The sequence below is a fragment of the Nocardia sp. CC213A genome (assembly GCF_030766805.1).
Lineage (GTDB): Bacteria > Actinomycetota > Actinomycetes > Mycobacteriales > Mycobacteriaceae > Nocardia > Nocardia otitidiscaviarum.
Genome location: NZ_JASFXA010000011.1, coordinates 138,357 through 156,464, shown reverse-complemented (window position 1 = coordinate 156,464; position 18,108 = coordinate 138,357). Strand labels below are relative to the sequence as shown.

13 protein-coding genes and 2 pseudogenes are annotated in these 18,108 nt (G+C 70.8%); 8 read left to right on the top strand and 7 right to left on the bottom strand.

All coding sequences use genetic code 11. The features are described from left to right. Window positions 1–107: 107 nt before the first annotated feature. The 3 genes from QJS31_RS21320 to QJS31_RS21310 all read right to left on the bottom strand — a co-directional run bounded on the left by QJS31_RS21320 (window position 108) and on the right by QJS31_RS21310 (window position 3,327). Window positions 108–1,196, bottom strand: a complete 1,089-nt coding sequence (locus QJS31_RS21320) for an iron ABC transporter permease (RefSeq protein WP_282781446.1) — start codon at window positions 1,194–1,196, stop codon at window positions 108–110. 119 nt (window positions 1,197–1,315) lie between these two features. Further along, a complete protein-coding gene (locus QJS31_RS21315) occupies window positions 1,316–2,347 on the bottom strand; it encodes a hemin ABC transporter substrate-binding protein (protein ID WP_282781444.1) in 1,032 nt (343 codons plus the stop codon). A 20-nt stretch (window positions 2,348–2,367) separates the two neighbouring features. Next, window positions 2,368–3,327 carry an aldo/keto reductase gene (locus tag QJS31_RS21310; protein WP_143980889.1) on the bottom strand — a complete coding sequence of 320 codons (960 nt, stop codon included), beginning with the start codon at window positions 3,325–3,327 and terminating at the stop codon, window positions 2,368–2,370. A 249-nt stretch (window positions 3,328–3,576) separates the two neighbouring features. On the opposite strand from QJS31_RS21310, the gene QJS31_RS21305 reads away from it, so the two are divergent. The 4 genes from QJS31_RS21305 to QJS31_RS21290 are packed head-to-tail and all read left to right on the top strand — an operon-like array spanning window position 3,577 to window position 6,699. Continuing rightward, on the top strand, window positions 3,577–4,518 hold the full coding sequence (locus QJS31_RS21305) for an undecaprenyl-diphosphate phosphatase (RefSeq protein ID WP_306357578.1): 942 nt from the start codon (window positions 3,577–3,579) through the stop codon (window positions 4,516–4,518). A gap of 39 nt (window positions 4,519–4,557) precedes the next feature. Beyond that, a complete protein-coding gene (locus QJS31_RS21300) occupies window positions 4,558–5,301 on the top strand; it encodes a histidine phosphatase family protein (RefSeq protein WP_282785307.1) in 744 nt (247 codons plus the stop codon). A 35-nt stretch (window positions 5,302–5,336) separates the two neighbouring features. Further along, entirely contained in the window at window positions 5,337–5,921 is a 585-nt protein-coding gene (locus QJS31_RS21295; protein WP_029927805.1) for a DUF3090 domain-containing protein, read from the top strand. 4 nt (window positions 5,922–5,925) lie between these two features. After that, a complete protein-coding gene (locus QJS31_RS21290; protein ID WP_306357515.1) occupies window positions 5,926–6,699 on the top strand; it encodes an SCO1664 family protein in 774 nt (257 codons plus the stop codon). Window positions 6,700–6,903: 204 nt separating this feature from the next. Here the strand turns inward: QJS31_RS21290 and QJS31_RS21285 are convergent, their stop codons facing one another. Beyond that, window positions 6,904–7,338 (bottom strand): hypothetical protein, encoded by a 435-nt coding sequence (locus tag QJS31_RS21285; RefSeq protein WP_306357514.1) that lies wholly within the window; start codon window positions 7,336–7,338, stop codon window positions 6,904–6,906. Between the two features lie 20 nt (window positions 7,339–7,358). Next, window positions 7,359–7,502: pseudogene (locus tag QJS31_RS37410) on the bottom strand (recombinase family protein); the annotation flags it as partial. A gap of 304 nt (window positions 7,503–7,806) precedes the next feature. On the opposite strand from QJS31_RS37410, the gene QJS31_RS21280 reads away from it, so the two are divergent. Then, window positions 7,807–8,451, top strand: coding sequence for a class I SAM-dependent methyltransferase (locus QJS31_RS21280; RefSeq protein WP_306357513.1), 645 nt, complete (start codon window positions 7,807–7,809; stop codon window positions 8,449–8,451). 149 nt (window positions 8,452–8,600) lie between these two features. Here QJS31_RS21280 and QJS31_RS21275 read toward each other — a convergent pair. Continuing rightward, window positions 8,601–11,381: pseudogene (locus QJS31_RS21275) on the bottom strand (Tn3 family transposase). Window positions 11,382–11,884: 503 nt separating this feature from the next. On the opposite strand from QJS31_RS21275, the gene mshC reads away from it, so the two are divergent. Next, window positions 11,885–13,123, top strand: coding sequence for a cysteine--1-D-myo-inosityl 2-amino-2-deoxy-alpha-D-glucopyranoside ligase (gene mshC / locus QJS31_RS21270; RefSeq protein WP_282785309.1), 1,239 nt, complete (start codon window positions 11,885–11,887; stop codon window positions 13,121–13,123). 118 nt (window positions 13,124–13,241) lie between these two features. Here the strand turns inward: mshC and QJS31_RS21265 are convergent, their stop codons facing one another. Then, window positions 13,242–13,820, bottom strand: coding sequence for an NADPH-dependent F420 reductase (locus QJS31_RS21265; protein ID WP_282785310.1), 579 nt, complete (start codon window positions 13,818–13,820; stop codon window positions 13,242–13,244). 205 nt (window positions 13,821–14,025) lie between these two features. Here QJS31_RS21265 and QJS31_RS21260 point away from each other — a divergent pair, with 205 nt between their 5' ends. Both QJS31_RS21260 and QJS31_RS21255 read left to right on the top strand, forming a co-directional pair. Continuing rightward, complete coding sequence (locus QJS31_RS21260; protein ID WP_306357512.1) at window positions 14,026–16,989, top strand: crotonase/enoyl-CoA hydratase family protein; 2,964 nt, start codon at window positions 14,026–14,028, stop codon at window positions 16,987–16,989. A gap of 195 nt (window positions 16,990–17,184) precedes the next feature. Then, entirely contained in the window at window positions 17,185–18,081 is an 897-nt protein-coding gene (locus QJS31_RS21255; RefSeq protein WP_306357511.1) for an alpha/beta fold hydrolase, read from the top strand. The last annotated feature ends 27 nt before the right edge of the window (window positions 18,082–18,108 follow it).

Here is an 18,108-nt window from a genome sequence, read left to right as displayed (position 1 = left end):
GCGCCGCCGCCGTGTCCACGCCTGACCGCTCGTGCTGTGTTCTTCCGCGCCTCGGCCGGGCGCTGCCGCATGGTGACGGCTCGCTGCCGTCCCGCGCACCCGGCCGTTCATGCCCAGCCTCCCGCACGGGCGCGGGTGCGGCGCAGCAGCCAGAAGAAGAACGGGCCGCCCACCAGGGAGGTGAGCATGCCGAGGGGCAGGTCGGCGTTGTGCACCAGCGAGCGCGCCCCGATATCGGCGGCCAGCAATACCACCGCGCCCAGCACCGCCGACAGCGGGATGAGCACCCGGTGGGCAGGTCCGACCAGCATGCGCACCAGATGCGGCACGATCAGGCCGACGAACAGGATGATGCCGGTGAACGCCACCCCGGCAGTGGCCAGCACGGCCACGACCACGATCACGTTGCGCCGCAGCCGTTCCACGTCCACGCCCAGATGCCGGGCCGCCGACTCGCCCAGGGCCAGCAGGTCCAGTTTCGGGGCCATGAGCACGGCGGCGAGCACACCGAGCGCGGTCAGCGACGCGACCACCGCCACCGCCTGCCAGGTGGCCCCGTTCAGACTGCCCAACTGCCAGAACACGATCTGATCGCGGGCCGCCGGGGAGGCGGTGAACAGCAGGAACGACAGCACGCCCCCGGCGAAGGCGTTGATGGCCACACCCGTGAGCACCAGCGTCACCACTTCGGTGCGGCCGTTGGAGCGGGCCAGCACGTACACCAGCACCGTGGTCGCCAGCCCGGCGGCGAACGCGCCACCCGCCACCGACCAGGCGGCCGCGAACGCGCCGCCCACCACGATGACCACTCCCGCGCCGACCGCGGCTCCGGCGGATACGCCGATCACACCGGGTTCGGCCAGCGGATTGGCGAACACGCCCTGGAGCAGCGCACCGGCGGTCGCCAACGCGGCACCGACCAACGCGGCCAGCAGCACACGTGGGAAACGAACCTCCCACAGCGTCACATCCCCGGCCGGGTGCGCGGGCATCGGCCCCCAGTCGAGCCCGATGCGGTGGAAAACACTGCCCGCCACCTCGGCCGGGCTGGTCGGCACCTGCCCGACGGCCGCCGAGACGACCGCCAGCACCACCATGAGCGCCAACGCCCCCGCGAAGATGAGCGCGGTCCGCGACCAGCGAGGGCGGCCGACCGGCACAGGATCGGCAACGCTCACCGAAACCTCGTGCGGCATGGCCGGATTCGAGTCGGAACCCGCCGCCCCGGGGTCCTCGTGTCCGGCTGCCGCGCTCCCGTCACGTTCCGTCCGGGAGCCCGCGTTCGGGCGTCGGCCGGGTTCCTCCGAGCGCTCGCTCATGCCGCGTGGTCGCCGTAGACGGCCTCCGCGAGGGCGGTCAGGACACGGCCGGTGTTGGGGCCGAAGGACAGCAGGACCGCATCGGCCATATCGACCACGCGGCGGTTGCGGCCCGCCGGGGTCTGCGCGATGCCGGGGATCTTTTCCACGCCGTCGACGCCGCCGACGGAGTCGAGGCCGTCGCTCATGACGAGCAGCACGTCGGGGGCGGCGGCGATCATGGCCTCGCTGGTGATGGGCAGGAACTCCGCGGTGATGCCGGAGGCGGTGCCCGCGTCCTCGCCGCCGATGGCGGTGATGAGCGAATCGGCACCCGATCCGGGTCCGGCGATCATGGTGATGGCGGTGGAGCGCAGGTACAGGAAGGCGATGCGCGGCGGATCGTCCTGCGGCGGAACGGCTGTGCGGGCCGCCTCGATCTCGGCGCGGGTGCGCTCGCCGAGTGCCGCGCCCGCATCCGGCACGCCGAGCGCGGCGGCCACGGCCTCGATCTGCGGGACCACCCCGTCGAGGGTGCGCTTCGGATCGAAGTAGACCACGGTGATGCCGAGGGCCCGCAGCTGATCGCGGATGACCGGGGTGGCCGCGGTGGTGTCGGTGAGGAAGACGGTGGGCCGCAGGGCCGCGACGGCTTCCACATTGAGCGTGCCCGCGCCGCCGCTCACGGTCGGCAGGTCCGCGACCGCCGGGAAGGACGCGGAGTTGGAGCGGCCCACCAGGTTCGAGCCGAGTCCGAGCGCCACCACTGTCTGCGCGAGCGTCCCGTACCGGTCGGCCGCCACGATGCGGCTGATGTCGGTGACCGTGACCTCGCTGCCGTCGAAGGAGCGCACCGTGGCGGGCAGCACCGGCGTGGGTGCCGGATCGATCGGCACCGGGTCGAGGTCGCCGACCTCGGCGGTGGTGGGTCCGGTGCCCGCGGTCTCGGGACCGGCGCACGCGGTGACGCCCGCGACCAGGCTCACGCCCAGCAGCACGAGCAGGATGCGCCGGGCCGTCACCGTTCGAGCACGCACGAGACTCCTCATGCAGGCAAGGCTAGCCTGGCTCATTCTGTGCGGGCGCTCACGTCACCGAGTGCGGCCGCGATGGCCCGTGGCAGTTCCAGGGTTTCGGCGGCCAGTACACCGGTGAGCTGCCCGATATCGCGTGCGCCGACGATCATGCTCGCCACCGCGGGCTGATCCCGGATCCAGGCCAGCGCCACCGCCAGCGGTGACACCCCGAGCCCGTCGGCGGCGGTGACCAGCGCGTCCACCACCCGCACCGCCCGGTCGTCGAGCCGCGCCCGGATCTCGGCGGCGGTGGCCTCGTCCGCGCCGCGCGAATCGGCGGGCACCCCGTCCCGGTACTTGCCGGTCAGGATGCCGCCCGCCAGCGGCGCGGTGGCGATCACCCCGATGCCGTGATGCTGTGCGGCGGGCACGAACTCGTGCTCGGCCCCGCGCGCCAGCAGCGAGTACGGCGAATAGGCGGCGGTGATCGGCGCGGCGGCGGCCAGCGTCGCCAACTGCCAGGCGTCGTAGCCGCGCGCCCCGGCGTAGCGCACCCGCCCGGTGCGCACCGCGTACTCGAGCGTGGCCGCGATCTCCTCCAGGGGCGTGTGCGGATCCCAGGCGTCCACGGTCCAGATGTCGAGATGGTCGGTGCCCAGCGTCGCGAGCGTGGCGTCGAGCTGGCGCATCATGGTGCGCCGCGACGCGTCCACCGTCCATCGGGTGGGTGCGGGCGCGGGCGCGGCCGGATCGGCCAGCACCGGCGTGCGTCCCGCGCTGCCCGACAGCACCAGCTCGTCTCTGCCGATCTCGCGCAGCAGTTCGCCGAGAATGCGCTGCGCGGTCCCGTCGGCGTAGGCGGGGGAGGTGTCGACGAGCGTGCCGCCCGCCTCCACGAACGCCATGAGCTGGGCGGCCGCGTCGTCGGCGTCGGTCTCCCGGCCCCAGGTATGCGTGGCCAGCCCCATTCGGGACACCCGTAGTCCACTGCGGCCCACCGTCCGCTGTTCCATCACCGTGCAAACCCTCGTGTCACACGCGTCAGCCTAGGCGCACAGGTGGTTTCCCAGGGCGCAAGCCTCGCCGTCGACCTCGCCACATCGCGGTTGCGGCGGACCCCTACCAGCCCGCGCGGGCGGGCGGGTAGGGTCGCCAACGATATCGCGGCGGGGCCGGGTGCGGGGCAGGCCGTCGACGGTGGGCGAATTGCCCACCGGCAGTAGAGGATTCGGTGTGGACAGGAGTGGTGCGTGGGCGAGTCGATGACGTGGCTGCAGGCGGTGGTGCTGGGGCTGGTGCAGGGCTTGACGGAGTTTCTGCCGATTTCGTCGTCGGCGCATCTGCGAATCGTGTCGTCGGTGTTCTTCGGCGACGATGCGGGCGCGTCGTTCACCGCCGTCACCCAGTTGGGTACCGAGGCGGCCGTTCTGGTGTTCTTCGCCAAGGACATCTGGCGCATCCTGGTCGCCTGGTTCACCACCGTGGGCATGAAACTGAAGGCTCGCCAGCGCGAGACCGTGCCGCTGCACGATCAGCCCACCACCCAGCTGCCGGTCTACCGCGACACCGGGTACGGCGACACCGGATACGGCCTGGACGCGGACGCGCAGCGCGAACTCGACTATCGCATCGGCTGGTACGTGATCATCGCCACCATCCCGATCGGCCTGATCGGCTTCCTGTTCAAGGACGAGATCCGTACGGGCGCGCGGAATCTGTGGCTGGTGTCGTTCATGCTCATCGCCTTCGCGCTGGTGATCGCCGCGGGCGAGTACTACGGCAAGAAGCAGCGGCCGATCGAGCAGCTCACCACCCGCGACGGCCTCGTCATGGGTTTCGCGCAGTGCCTGGCGCTCATCCCGGGCGTGTCGCGTTCCGGGGCGACCTCGACGGCCGGCCTGTTCTGCGGGCTGACCCGCGAGGCGGCGGTGCGGTTCTCGTTCCTGCTGGCCATTCCGGCGGTCACCGCGTCGGGGCTGTTCTCGCTGCCGGACGCCTTCGAACCGGCCGGGGCCGGGCTCAACGCCTCGGGTCCGCAGCTGCTGGTGGCGACGATCATCGCGTTCGCGGCGGGGTACGCGTCGGTGGCGTGGCTGCTGCGTTTCGTGGCCGGCCACTCACTGAACTGGTTCGTGGGCTATCGCATCGTGCTGGGGTTGGCGGTCATGGGCCTGCTGGCCGGCGGCGTCATCTCGGCGACGTGATCACATGTCGGCATTCCGCGTAGCCAGTAGGCTGGCCCGGTGACGGTGATCCTGTTGCGGCACGGCGTGTCCACGTCGAATGCCGCCCACACGCTGGCCGGTCGCAGTGCGGGGGTCGATCTGACCGACCGTGGCCGCGAACAGGCGCAGGCGCTGGTGCAGCGATTGGGTTCGCTGCCCGTCGAGCACATCGTGTGCTCGCCGCTGCTGCGCTGCCAGCGCACGGTCGCCCCGCTGGCCGACAAGCTCGGTATCGAACCCGAACCCGACGAGCGGCTGCTGGAGGTCGACTACGGCGACTGGACCGGCAGACCCCTGGGCGAGCTGCTGTCCGAACCGCTGTGGAAGGTGGTGCAGCGGCACGCGTCGGCGGCGGCGTTCCCGAGCGGAGAAGGCTTGGCGCAGGTGCAGTTCCGTGCGGTGTCCGCTCTGCGCGAACACGATGCGGCGCTGGCACGAAAACACGGGGGTGACGCGTTGTGGGTGGCGTGCACCCACGGCGACGTCATCAAATCCGTGCTCGCGGACGCGTACGGCATGCATCTGGACCTGTTCCAGCGCATTGTCGTGGAGCCCGCGTCGATCAGCGTGGTCAGGTACACACCGACCGCCCCGTACGTGTGGCGGGTGAACGACACGGGTACGGATTTGTCCACGTTGGCGGCGGTTTCCCCGCGCCGCGGCGACGCCGCGGCCACCGGTCCGGTTCCCGGTGGAGAGACAGGCGATACCGCGAGTACGGATAATGGGGATGCGGAACGCCCCGATTCTCATGCCGAGTAGTTCTCATCCCGTGTAGGGCAGTCAGGAGGTGCAGATTGACACGAGCAATCCACATTTTCCGCACCCCCGATCGATTCATCGCCGGCACCGTCGGCGAGCCGGGCGACCGCGCTTTCTACCTGCAGGCCGTGCAGGAACCGCGGGTGATCAGCGTGCTGTTGGAGAAACAGCAGGTGAAGGTGCTGGCCGATCGGATGGGCTTGCTGTTGGACGAGGTGGCCCGCCGCTTCGGCACCCCGGTGCCGCCGCAGCCCGCCGATGTCGCCGACACCGACCCGCTCGTCACCCCGATCGACGCCGAATTCCGGGTCGGCACCATGGGTTTGGGCTGGGACGCCGACGCGGGCGCGGTGGTGGTGGAGCTGCTGGCCATCACCGACACCGAGGTGGACGAGTCGGTGGTGCTCGACGACACCGAGGAGGGCCCCGACGCGGTCCGGGTGTTCCTCACCCCGATCCAGGCGCGCGAGTTCGCGCTACGGTCGGCGCGGGTGATCGCCGCCGGACGGCCGCCGTGCCCGCTGTGCGGGGAGCCGCTGTCACCCCAGGGGCATATGTGCGTGCGCACCAACGGCTACAAGCGCGGCGACATCTTCGGCGCGACCGAGGCCGAGGACTGAGCCCATGACCGGCGACCCGTTCCGGACCGCGGATCTGACGGTGGTCGGACAGGTGACCACGGCCAGCAATGTGACGCTGGTGTGCGAGGCCGACGGGGTGCGGGTGGTGTACAAGCCGGTGCGCGGGGAGCGGCCGCTGTGGGACTTCCCGGACGGCACCCTGGCCGGGCGCGAGGTGGCGTCCTATCGGGTGTCGGAGGCACTGGGGTGGGGGCTGATACCCGAGACCATCCTGCGCGACGGGCCGGTGGGTCCGGGCATGGTGCAGCGGTGGGTCGATCAGATCGAGCCGGTCGACAGGCGGCCGGAGCTGGTGGATCTGTGCCCGGCCGGGCAGGTGCCCGACGGGTTCCGGGAGGTGCTGCGCGCGCTGGACGGCTCGGGGCGTCCGGTCTCGCTGGTGCACGCCGACGATCCCCGGCTGCGGCGGCTCGCCGTCCTGGACGTGCTGCTCAACAATGCCGACCGCAAGGGCGGGCATGCGCTCGACGGCGTCGACGGACGGGTGTACGGGGTGGACCACGGCATCTGCCTGCACACCGAGCCGAAGTTGCGGACCGTGCTGTGGGGGTGGGCCGGGGAGCCGATCGAGGACGAATTGCTCTCCGACATCACGGTTTTCGTGAAGGCGCTGCCCGGTGAGCTGGGTGACGGGCTGGCGGAGTCGATCACCGACACCGAGATCGACGCGCTGGAGACGCGGGCGCGGGCGCTACTCGACGATCCGCGGCTGCCGCTACCCAACAGCAACCGGCCGATTCCCTGGCCCGCGTTCTGACTCGCGCCCGCTGGTCGGCTTCCCCGGTCCGCGTTCCGGCTCGCGCCCGCTGGTCGGCTTCCCCGACCCGTGCTCCGTACTCGGGGTTCCGGTAGTAACCGCCGAAAAACCAACGGATATGGGGTCGCCGTGGTATCGGCCGAATTTCGGGCGGATATGGCGTAACCCGCTGGTAGAGGGCGGGTTACGCGCGCTGGGTGCCGGTCAGGCCGGGGGTTGTTGGGTGAGGCGGTCGCGGTAGATCCGATATGCCTTGCGGTCGGCGGCCGCGGTGCTGTGTGCGAGGGGTTCGGCGGCGGCCAGCAGTGCCTGGTGGATGTGTGGTGGGGCGGTGACGTGCAGGCTGTAGCCCTGGCCTCGCCGTATCTGCCGGCCGTCGCGTAGGGCGTGGCGTTCGGTTTCGCCGAGGTCGGCGGTGTGGGCGGTGAGGTGGTGGGCGAGCTTGCCCGGCATCTCGATTCGGATCGGGTGGGGTTCGTCGATATCGGTGGGGGCGAGTTGTTCGGGCCGGTCGGGCAGCAGGTCGGCGAGTGCGGTGCGAATCGCGACGCGGCTGACTCGGTGTTGTCGGGCGAGGGCGGCGTTGACCAGCATGGTGGTGGTCGCGTCGGCGGCGGCCAGGTCGGTGATGCCCGACACAGCGCGCCGGAGAGCACCCGCAGTTTCACCTGGTGCCGCTGGCACCAGTCGCGCACGGCGAGGATGTCGGCGAGGTCGCGGCACAACCGATAGAGCTCGGACACGGTGAGCCGGTCGCCGGGGCGCGCGTATCGGGCGAGCTCGCGGAAGCCGTCGCGGTGCAGCGCGGGGATCTGTCGTCAAACCCTGTCGTCGATACGGAACGGACGGCAATGGATCGGGAGTGCTGTTTCCGCACGATCCACGCGGCCCGGGAGCCGCCCCCCGATGGGTGTCGTCAAAGGACCATTTGACGACATTATCGCAGCATGGATGCCGGCTTGTTACGGCGGCGCTGTTCGGTGGTCAGCGCCATGGTGTGCTCTCCTGCATTGCGGTCCGCGGAAACGCGGCGGAGTTCAGGGCGATGATCGGTTCTCTCTGCGTCGGCCGTCCACGAGGTCGTGATCATGGAATATCGTGCCGGTCATGACCACGAATGACTGGTTGGCCGACATCCGAACCTCTTATGACACGGTCGCGGTCAGCTATGCCGACCAAGTGCGCGGCGCCCTCGCCGGACACCAGTACCTTCGCGCGGCTCTGGCGTTGTTCGCCGACAGCGTGCGGGTCGCTGGCGGCGGGCCGGTCGCGGACGTCGGCTGCGGCCCCGGTGAAGTCACCGCCCACCTACATGAGCTCGGGGTCGACGCCTTCGGTGTCGACCTCTCCCCGGCGATGATCGACGTGGCCCGGCGCGACCACCCCGGCCTGCGGTTCGAGGTGGGCTCGATGACGGACCTGGACCTCCCCGACGCTTCGGTGGCAGGCCTGCTCGCCTGGCAGTCGTTGATCCACATCCCTGACGACGAGGTGCCGACCGTGTTCGGGCACTTCCACCGAGCATTGCGTCCCGGCGGACCGCTGCAGCTGCTGTTTCACGTCGGCGACGAGTCGCGGTTGAAGACCGACGGCTATGGCGGTCACCCGATGAAGGTCCATGTCCACTGCCGTCAGCCTGACCAGGTGGCATCCTGGCTGCGCGATGCCGGATTCGTGGTCGAGGCTCAGATGCTGCTCGACCCGGACGCGGAAGCTCAGCAAGCGATTCTTTTCGCACGCAGTAAGTCCTGACTTCTGCATATATGTCGGGCTCGCCAGTCGGATCCGGAGCCGATGCCCGAGATGGACGCCGACACTGCGCTATACCCTCGGCGCGACCGTCGTGACCACGGACGCGCTCTACACCCTGCAAGCCCTGTGACTCCCGCCCGCGGCGGCGATCAGAACAGGGTGTCGCGGACCCGCAACGGCCGATATCCGGTTGGGCCGAGTGCGGCGAGTTCGGCGTCGATGTCGACCTCGATCGCGCCGAAGAAATTGATGTTGGCGCTGTGGGCGGGGCTGATGTGGGCCAGGACCTCGTCGTCGATGCGCTGCCCGGCCCGGCGCATCTGTTCGACGGCGAGCCTGTAATACTCGGTGGTCCAGGCGATCACGGCGTTGGTGGCCAGGGTCAGGCACCAGGCTTGCTCTGTCTGGTCGGCGAGCTGGCGGGCCCGGATCATCCCCTCGTGCGCGTAGAGCAGGTCGCGGCGCAGCGCGTGCAGGGATTCGCCCTTGTTGAGCTGGCGGGCGATCTTGCGCCGGTAGTCCGGATCGGAGAGGTATTTCGCGGCGTAGATGCAGGGTGATACGACCGAGGTCCCGAATCCGTGGGGACAGCTGCATGCCGAGCAGGTCGAACAGCCCGAAGTTGACCAGGGTGACCCCGTGGGTGTCGGTGGCGTGTTCGGTGATCGGCAGATCGGTGGCATTGCCCAGGATTTCGTCGAGCACGTAGTGGGCTTCGCGTTTGGTCGCCACGATCACCTTGGTGCCGTAGGTGGCGTGCTGGTCGGTGACGTGGGTGTAGGCCGACAGGCCCTCGTTGGCGAAGTAGCGGCTCATCGGCCGCGCGGTCGTCGACTTCCCCCGCGTCGGGAACCGCTGCCCATCGCTGGACGACAGCGTCCCGGCACCGAACACCGGGGTCAGCGGCAGCTTCTGGTGGTAGTCGATGAGCACCAGATTCGCCGCGCGCAGGGTCTCCTCGCGCACGTACCATTCGTCGGTCCAGGACAAGATGTCGTAGGAGATGCCGCATGCCTCGGCCATCCGGGTCAACCCGAGGTTGGTCGAGTGCGCGAGCAGCACCGCGATCAGGTTGCGTTTCAGCTCCGGGGTGCGGGTGGCCTGGCCGCCGGCGTGGGTGAAGCAGTCCAGGTAGCCGGTGCGTTTGTCCAGCTCGATCAACAGCGACACGATCGGCGCGAATGGCAGCATCTCGGTCAGCTCGGCCTTGAGCGCGATCGCCTCGGCCGGAACGTCTTCGGCGGTCAGCGGGGAGATGATCAGGTCTCCGGACTCGCCGTCCAGGCGCACCGGGCCCTCGCCCTCGGCGAGCACCGCCTCCAGCTCGTCGACCGCGACGTGCAGTTCTTCGACCACGGAGGTCAGGGCGACGCCGGGATCGGCTGAGCGCCCAACCAAACGGCAGAACTCCTCGTGTTGTGGTTCCCACTGCTGCCCGGTGAGCAGGTAGGCGGCCGGGTCGGCATAGCGGCGCGAGCCCGGCACGTACACATCGCCGCTGCGCAGCCCGTCGCGTAGCCCGAGCAGCACGCACAGCTCCCAGTAGTGCCGATACGCGGTGGCGCTACCGGACTTTCGCGCCTGATCGAGGTAGCCGCGCCACTTCGTGGGCACGAACCCGGTCGGTGCCTCGTCGAAGACCTTGCGCCGGCCGGTGGCGTTGAGCTCGCGCAGCATCGCGACCGCGATCAGCAGCTCACTGGCCGCGGTCCCACCCGCGAAACCCACCGTCGCCAGCACCGCGGGGGCGAACTGGCGCAGGTAGTTGTAGGAGGAATCCAGCGCCGCGAGATGCCCGTGATCGCGGGGCAGCCGGGGTCTGGCCTGCGCGAGCGCCGCCCGCAGGCGTTCCCAGCCGATCTTCTCGCCGCGGATCAGCGCGCCGATCTCCTCATCGGCGACCGCCGGATCGGTCACGATCGCCAGCAGGTCGTCGAGCAACCCCTGGCGGTCCTCCCCGGACATGCCGCGTTCGGCGAGCTCGGCTTGCATCCGGCGTTCGGCGGCACCGAATTTCGCCGAGATCGCCTGGTCGAACAACGCCACAACCTCATTGAGGACGTCGGTGCCGGACTGGGCCAACACGGTGAGCAGGATCGGATACCGGCGCTGCGGGTCGCGGCGTTCCAAGGCTTGCGGGGTGAGTCGGCGGCGCATCGTGGCCAGGAACCGGCGCCGCTCGGCGGGCAGCACCGACATGTCGAGGCGATCGGCGCCCAGTCCGCGCAGGAACGCCAGCTTGTCGACCTCGGCGCGCACCGCGGCCGCAGACGCCTCCACCGGACCGGTCGACAGCCACCGCAACCGCGACACCCCAAGCGAGGCGTCGACGGTCAGCAGCGCGTCCAGCTCGGCGCACCGGGCCGGGGTGAACTCATGGGCCAGGCGGTCGTAGGTTTCGCGTTGGGCATGCTCGCGGGCGTGGGCGATGCGTTCGACCATGCTCACCGGGCCCGGGCGGATCACCCGCGCCGAGATCAGGTACTCGCACCCGAGCCGGAACAGCAGGGTCGGGGAATCGTGTTCCATTGCCCGCGCGAGCAGGAACTCGTCGAGTTCCTCGAGTTCGAGCGCACCGGCAGCGCGCCAGCCCAGATACTGGGCGACCAGGCGCAGGTGATCGGTGCGGGTCTGCGCACGGCGGCCGTAGGAACGAATCTCGGTGCCGTCGACGCGCAGCTGCTCGGCCAGCCGGGCTACCGCGACCGGCGGCGCGGTCACCACCCGATCGGGCACGAACCCCAACCACGGCAACGTGCACAACGCGATCGCGATACCGAGCCGATCCGCCGGACCACGCCCGCGCCCCGGATCGACGAACGCCAGATCCGCCGGCGAGAGCGTGAAGAACCGGAACAACTCCTCACGCCCGATCTCGGGAACTCCCGCAGACGCGCCAACTCCTCATCCGCGAACACCCGCGTCGCCACGAACCGACCTCCCACACCAACCAATAGCGTTGGGAGCCAAGCCAACCAGTAGTCCGCCTACATCGCAGGCCGAATCAGGGACTCACCGGCGGCCAGCCGCGGCGATACCCATATCCGTTGGTTTTTCGGCGGTTACTACCGGAACCCCTACTCGCGATGGGCCGGTTCCCCGGGTCGTGCTCCGCATCGCACGGCGGGTCGGCCTCCCGATCCCGTTCCGAAGTACGGTGCGGTCGGCAGGGAAGGCCGGCGACCGCACCGCCCGTCAACCGTAGCCCGGAACCGTCCGCGCACGCGCACCGTCCGCCCGGTGTCGGGGCGGGCGTCCGCACCCCGCCTCGCCCATCCGCGGCCTGGTTCGTTGCGTACATCATGATTCCAATGGTTGACGTCCCCACCCGGCACGCTTTCATGCAGGTCCGCGCATATCGCCGTGGGTGGTGCGGGTCTCCTCGCGCGGGGGCGGCGCGGAGCTGCCTCGATCGTCCCTTTACCCTCGAATCATGCAGTCCTGGTCCGATACCGCTGTCCCGACCGTTCCCGGATCCGGACCGGCGTTGCGCTTGTACGACACCGCCGATCGGCAGGTGCGCCCGGTGACGCCGGGGCGTACCGCCACCATGTACGTCTGCGGCATCACCCCCTACGACGCCACCCACCTCGGCCACGCCGCCACCTACCTGACCTTCGACCTGGTCAACCGGATCTGGCGCGACGGCGGGCACGAGGTGCACTACGTGCAGAACGTGACCGATGTGGACGATCCGCTGTTCGAGCGGGCCGAGCGCGACGGGATCGACTGGCGGGAACTGGGCAGCCGCGAGATCGACCTGTTCCGCGAGGACATGCGCGAACTGCGGGTGATTCCGCCGCGGCACTACGTGGGCGCGATCGAATCGGTGCAGGAGGTCGTGGAACTGGTCGACAAGCTGCTGGCCTGCGGCGCGGCCTATGTGGTGGACGATCCGGACCACCCCGACATCTACTTCCGCCACGACGCCACCGAGCAGTTCGGCTACGAGTCCGGATACGACCGCGCGACCATGGAGCGTTTCTTCGCCGAGCGCGGCGGCGATCCGCAGCGCCCCGGCAAGCGGGATCCGATCGACCCGCTGCTGTGGCGGGCCGTCCGCCCGGGCGAACCGTCCTGGCCCGCGCCGTTCGGTGAGGGGCGGCCGGGCTGGCATATCGAGTGCGCGGCCATCGCGCTCAACCGCATCGGCACCGAGTTCGATGTCCAGGGCGGCGGCAGCGACCTCATCTATCCGCATCACGAGTACTCCAGCGCGCACGCGGAGGCGCTGGTGAAGGGTCGCCGGTTCGCCCGCCACTATGTGCACGCCGGGCTGATCGGCCTGGACGGTGAGAAGATGTCCAAGTCGCGCGGCAATCTGGTGTTCGTCTCGACGCTGCGCCGCTCGGGCACCGATCCGGCCGCCATTCGGCTGGGGCTGTTCGCCGGGCACTACCGGCAGGATCGGGAATGGTCGGATACCGTGCTCGCCGAGGCGCTTTCCCGCTTGGAGCACTGGCGGTCGGCGACGGCGCTGACCGCCGGCCCAGCCGCCGCGGACACCGTGGCCCGGCTGCGCCAGCATCTGGCAGACGATCTGGATACCCCGAAAGCGCTTGCCGCCGTGGACAGCTGGGCGCAGCAGGCGGTGAACTACGGCGGTTCCGACACCGCCGCGCCGAGCCTGGTGCGTGCCGCGGTGGACGCACTGCTGGGAATTCGGCTCTAGCGCGGGCGATTACGCCGACGGAGGGCGGAGCTGGTACCGGGGCGGGTCCAGGAGCACGGCGTGAGCCCGCCCCGACCGCCCACCGCTGTCGAACGCGCTGTTCGCCCGTGCTCTCGGACTATTCGCCCGCGTTCTCGGACTGGGCCAGTCCGCCGCCGTCGACGGGGTGGAATCCGGCGTCGCGGATGAGCGGCACCACCGTGGCGGCGGCCTCCCGGTCATCGCTCCAGTACCGCATCTCGGAGGTCTCACCGGTGCGCTGGCCGCGCAGGCCGTCGGCGAGCAGGTCGGTGGCGAGGCGGTCGCCGAAGGTGCGCACCAGTCGCACGTTCCCGAGCCGCTTGTGCTGGTACTCCGGACTGGTGAGCCCGTCGGGTATGGGTACCGGCACCACCTGTCCGTCGCGTTCGGTGAGCGGATTGCTGGTGTCGATGACGATCTTGCCCCGCAGCGCGTCGCCGTAGTCGCGGGCGAGGGTCTCGAAAGCGTCCCACCAGACGGCGATGACCACCACATTGGTGGCGGCGAGCATATCCTCGGGCGAGGCGACGGCGGTGGCGTGCGGGCCGAGTTCGGCGGCCAGGGCGGCGGGTCCGTCGGGGTGGGCGGCGCTGAGGATGACGTGGTCGCCGCCGGAGACCAGCAGTCGCGCCAGGGTGCCGCCGATGCGGCCGGTGCCGATGAATCCCACTCGCATGGTGCGCTCGCTTCCTGTCGATCGGACGGACGACGAGACGACGACACAACACCACCGAGGGTAACCGAAAGATTGCCCGATTGGTCGTGTTATTGGTCGTGTTTGCGACCGCGCGGCGGTGCGGCCGGATCGACCCTCCCGCTGGAACGTAGATGGCGATACGGTAAGTCTCCAAGGCTCTCACCCTCGATGAGGAGGTAGGACGGTGACGGCGGTGCCCGGATTCGATCGGTTCCGTATGGTGCGCAAGCAGATTCGCGCCGGCGGTGAACTGCTGGGGGCGGTGCGCAGGGATCCGCGCATCGTGCGCGACCTGATCGCCGGACTCACCGGCACGGGGGAGCGGCCGCAACCGCCGGTCGACGACGGCGCGTACACCCCGCCGGACGGGCTGGCCGCCTTCGCGCGCACTGCCCAGGCCCGGCAGTCCGTCGAGGTCTCCGCCCGGCAGGCGCTGGACTATCTGGTGCAACTCGACCGGATTCCGGAGTGGATGGCGTTCCACGCGGGCTGGCGCGGCGATCCGCCCGGAACGGCCGAGCCCGGCCTGGAATTCACCCAGCAGGCGCGGTTCATGGGCATTCCCGCCGATCTGGACTGGACCGTCGCCGCCGTGACCGATACCGGGATGGAGCTGCACGGCACCGGACCGCAGGGGCTGCGGCTGACGTTCTGGGTGACCGTCGTGCCCGCCGCGAGCGGAGCGCTGGTGGCCGTGGACGCCGGACTGGCGGGTGCGCCCATCGACGGGCCGCTGGGCGGGTCGGTGGCCCGCAGTCTCGGTGACGCACTGCGGGATTCGCTGGGCGCGCTGCCCGCGATCCTGGCCGACGCGGCCCCCGCGAAGCCGCGCGTAGCGCGGAAGGCGGTGCGGCACCAGGCATCCGACACCGTGCTCGCCCCCACCACCCCGGTGCTGGTGGGTGTCGGTCAGCTCGTGCAGCGCACCCCCGACCCGGCCTACCGGGATCCCGCACAGTTGGCCGTCGAGGCACTGCGCCGGGCCGCCGCGGACGCGGGGCCGGGCGAGGCGCTGCTGCGGCGGGCCGACGCGGTGTTCGCGGTGGCGTCCACCTCCTGGCAGTACCGGGATCTGGGCGCGCTGGTGGCCGAGGCGGTGGGCGCGGGCGCGGCGGACACCGTGCAGTCCAGTCCGTTCGGGGGTGACGGCGGACAGCTGGTGCTCAACGAGGCGGCCGCGGCGGTGGCTGCCGGGGACTACGACGTGGTGTTGGTGACCGGCGCGGAAGCCGGGGCCACCCAGGCCGCCGCCCGGCGCGCCGGGGTCGAGGTGGACTGGCCGGTGCAGGGCGAGCAGGTGCGCCCGACCCGCACGGTGGGGGTGGACAAGCCCGCCAACAACGCGCCCGAGACCACGGCCGGGCTGCTCGCGCCCATCAACATGTACGCACTGCTCGAATCCGCGAACCGGCATCGGTTGGGCCGCGGCCCGGCCGAGCACGCCCGCGCGGTGGCCGAGCTGTGGTCGCGGCTGTCGGCGGTGGCGGCGCGCAATCCGCACGCCTGGCAGCCGCGCGAGACCAGCGCCGCGGAGATCGCGACCGTCACCGCCGACAACCGGATGATCTCCGCGCCCTACACCAAACTCGAATGCGCCAACCTGACCGTCGATATGGCCTCCGGCATCGTGGTGTGCAGTGCCGCCGCGGCCGAAGCCGCCGGCATCCCGCAGGACAAGTGGGTGTTCCTGCACGCGGGCGCGTCCGGGCACGACGAATGGTTCGTCAGCGAGCGCGCGGAACTGGCCGCCTCCCCGGCCATCCGGACCTTGGGCGCGGCGGTCTTCGACCATGCCGGGATCACCGCCGACGATCTCGCGCACGTGGACCTGTACGCCTGCTTCCCGGTGGCCGTGCAGATCGCGGCCCGCGAACTCGGCCTGCCCGTCGACGACCCGAAGCGGCCGCTGTCGGTGACCGGCGGTCTCACCTTCGGCGGCGGGCCGGGCAACAACTACGGCGGGCACGCGGTGGCGACACTGGTGGAACGGTTGCGCGCCGAACCCGGCAGTTTCGGGCTGGCGACGTCGCTGGGCTGGTACCTCACCAAACACGCGGTCGGCGTGTACTCAACCACCCCGCCGCGCGCCGGATACCGGCATCTGACACCCGTGATCGACCATCCGCCGGCGCGTCCGGCCCGCACCGGCTACGACGGGGAAGCCGTGGTGGAGGCGTACACGCTGCCCTACGACCGAGACGGGCGGCCGGAGGCGGCGATCCTGTCGCTGCTCACCCCCAAGGGTGCGCGAGTGCTGGTGCGCAGCACCGACTCCCGACTGCTCACCGAACTCACCGACGGGGATCTGCTGGGGTTGCCGGTCACCGTCTCCGGCGACTCCGTGCAGGTCACCGGGAGCACCCGGGTGGAGCTGCCCGCACCGCCGCCCGCGCCGGTGCTGGTGGAGCGGCGCGGCCACATCACCGTCATCACCATCAACCGGCCGCATGCCCGCAACGCCATCGACCTGGCCACCGCGCTCGGTATCGAACGCGCCCTCGACGCCTACGAGGCCGATCCGGACGCGCGCATCGCCGTGCTCACCGGGGCGGGCGGATTCTTCAGCGCCGGAATGGATCTCAAGGCGGCCGCGCGCGGTGAGGTGCCGGTGACCGAGCAGCGCGGCATCCTCGGCATCGTCGGCCGACCGCCCGCCAAACCGCTCATCGCCGCCGTGGAGGGTCCGGCGCTGGCGGGCGGCTGCGAACTGGCCCTGTGCGCGGATCTCATCGTGGCCGCGCAGGATTCGACCTTCGGCATTCCGGAGGTCAAGCGCGGTCTGGTCGCCGTCGGCGGCGGCGTGCTGCGGCTGCCGCAGCGCATTCCCCGCGCCGTCGCCATGGAGATGGCGCTCACCGGTGACCCCATCACCGCCGCCCGCGCCGCCGACCTCGGTCTGATCAACGAGATCGCCGCACCCGGCCACGCACTCGACACCGCGCTGGCGCTGGCGGAACGAATCGCGGCGAACGCCCCGCTGAGCGTGGCCGCCTCCAAACGGATCATCGACGAGAGCCCGGACTGGCCCAGCGGCGAAGCGTTCGACCGACAGGGGCGGATCGCGGCCACGGCACTGTCCAGCGAGGACGCGGGCGAGGGGGTGCGCGCCTTCGCCGAGAAGCGGCCGCCGGTGTGGCGGGGCCGCTGACCGGGGGCGTACGTCGTCGGTGCTCGCGGCGCCCCCGCATCCGCTGCCGAGGCCGAGCGGGACGCGGCACAGTCGTATCGTTCCTGGCTCGGTTGGGGGCCACGAACTTCTCCGCTGTCGGCGGGCCGGTGGTCCGTCGGCGGCGTTCCCGGCCGCGCTGCCGGCGGCCGGAGTGTTTCGATGAGAGGTTGGTTCATGGCATCGTCCATCCCCGAGAGCACCCTGACCCTGCGCCGTGACGGTCTGGAGCTGTCGGCCCGGCACGCCGGGCCCGACAACGCACCGCTGGTCCTGCTGCTGCACGGGTTCCCCGATACACCGCACACCTGGGACGGTGTGATTCCGGCCCTGGTGGACAACGGATTTCAGGTGCTCGCGCCGTGGCTGCGCGGATACACGCCGGGTTCGGCGGCACGGTCGGCGCGTTACGACCTGATGGCGGTGAGTGCGGACATCGCCGCCTGGTACCACGCGCTGGGCGCGCCGCGCACCCATCTGGTCGGGCACGACTGGGGCGCGTTCGTCGCGCTGGTGCTGGCGAAACAGTATCCCCGCCAGTGGCTTTCCCTGTCGGTACTGGCGATACCGCCGTTCGGCGGCGGATTCGCCGGCCGGTCGCTGCCGCTGCTGCCGCGCCAGCTGCTCATGTCCTCCTATATTCCGCTCATGCAGTCGGGTGCGTCGCCGCGGCTGCTGGTGCGCGACGACGCGGCGTTCGTGCGGCGGCTGTGGCGGCGCTGGTCACCGGGCTGGAATTTCAGCGAGACCCAGTTCGCGCCCACCGCAAGGGTTTTCACCGACCCCCTGTTGGCGTGGGCGGCGACCCGCTACTACCGGTCGCTGGTCACCGTGCACCGGTCCGCCACCCGCGACTTCCACCGTCTGCTGCTCGCCCCGCTGCCCGCGCTGCCGACCCTGGCACTGGCCGGTGCGCGCGACGGCGCACTGTCGGCGGACCTGCAGCGTGTGCTGGCCGAACGCGCCGGGGTCACCCACGCCGAACTGCCGGACTGCGGACATTTCCTGCACGCCGAACGGCCGGACGCGGTGGCCGCGCAGCTGCTGCCGCACCTGCGCGCCGCCACCCCGTGACCGCACGCTCGGCCCGACCGACCACGC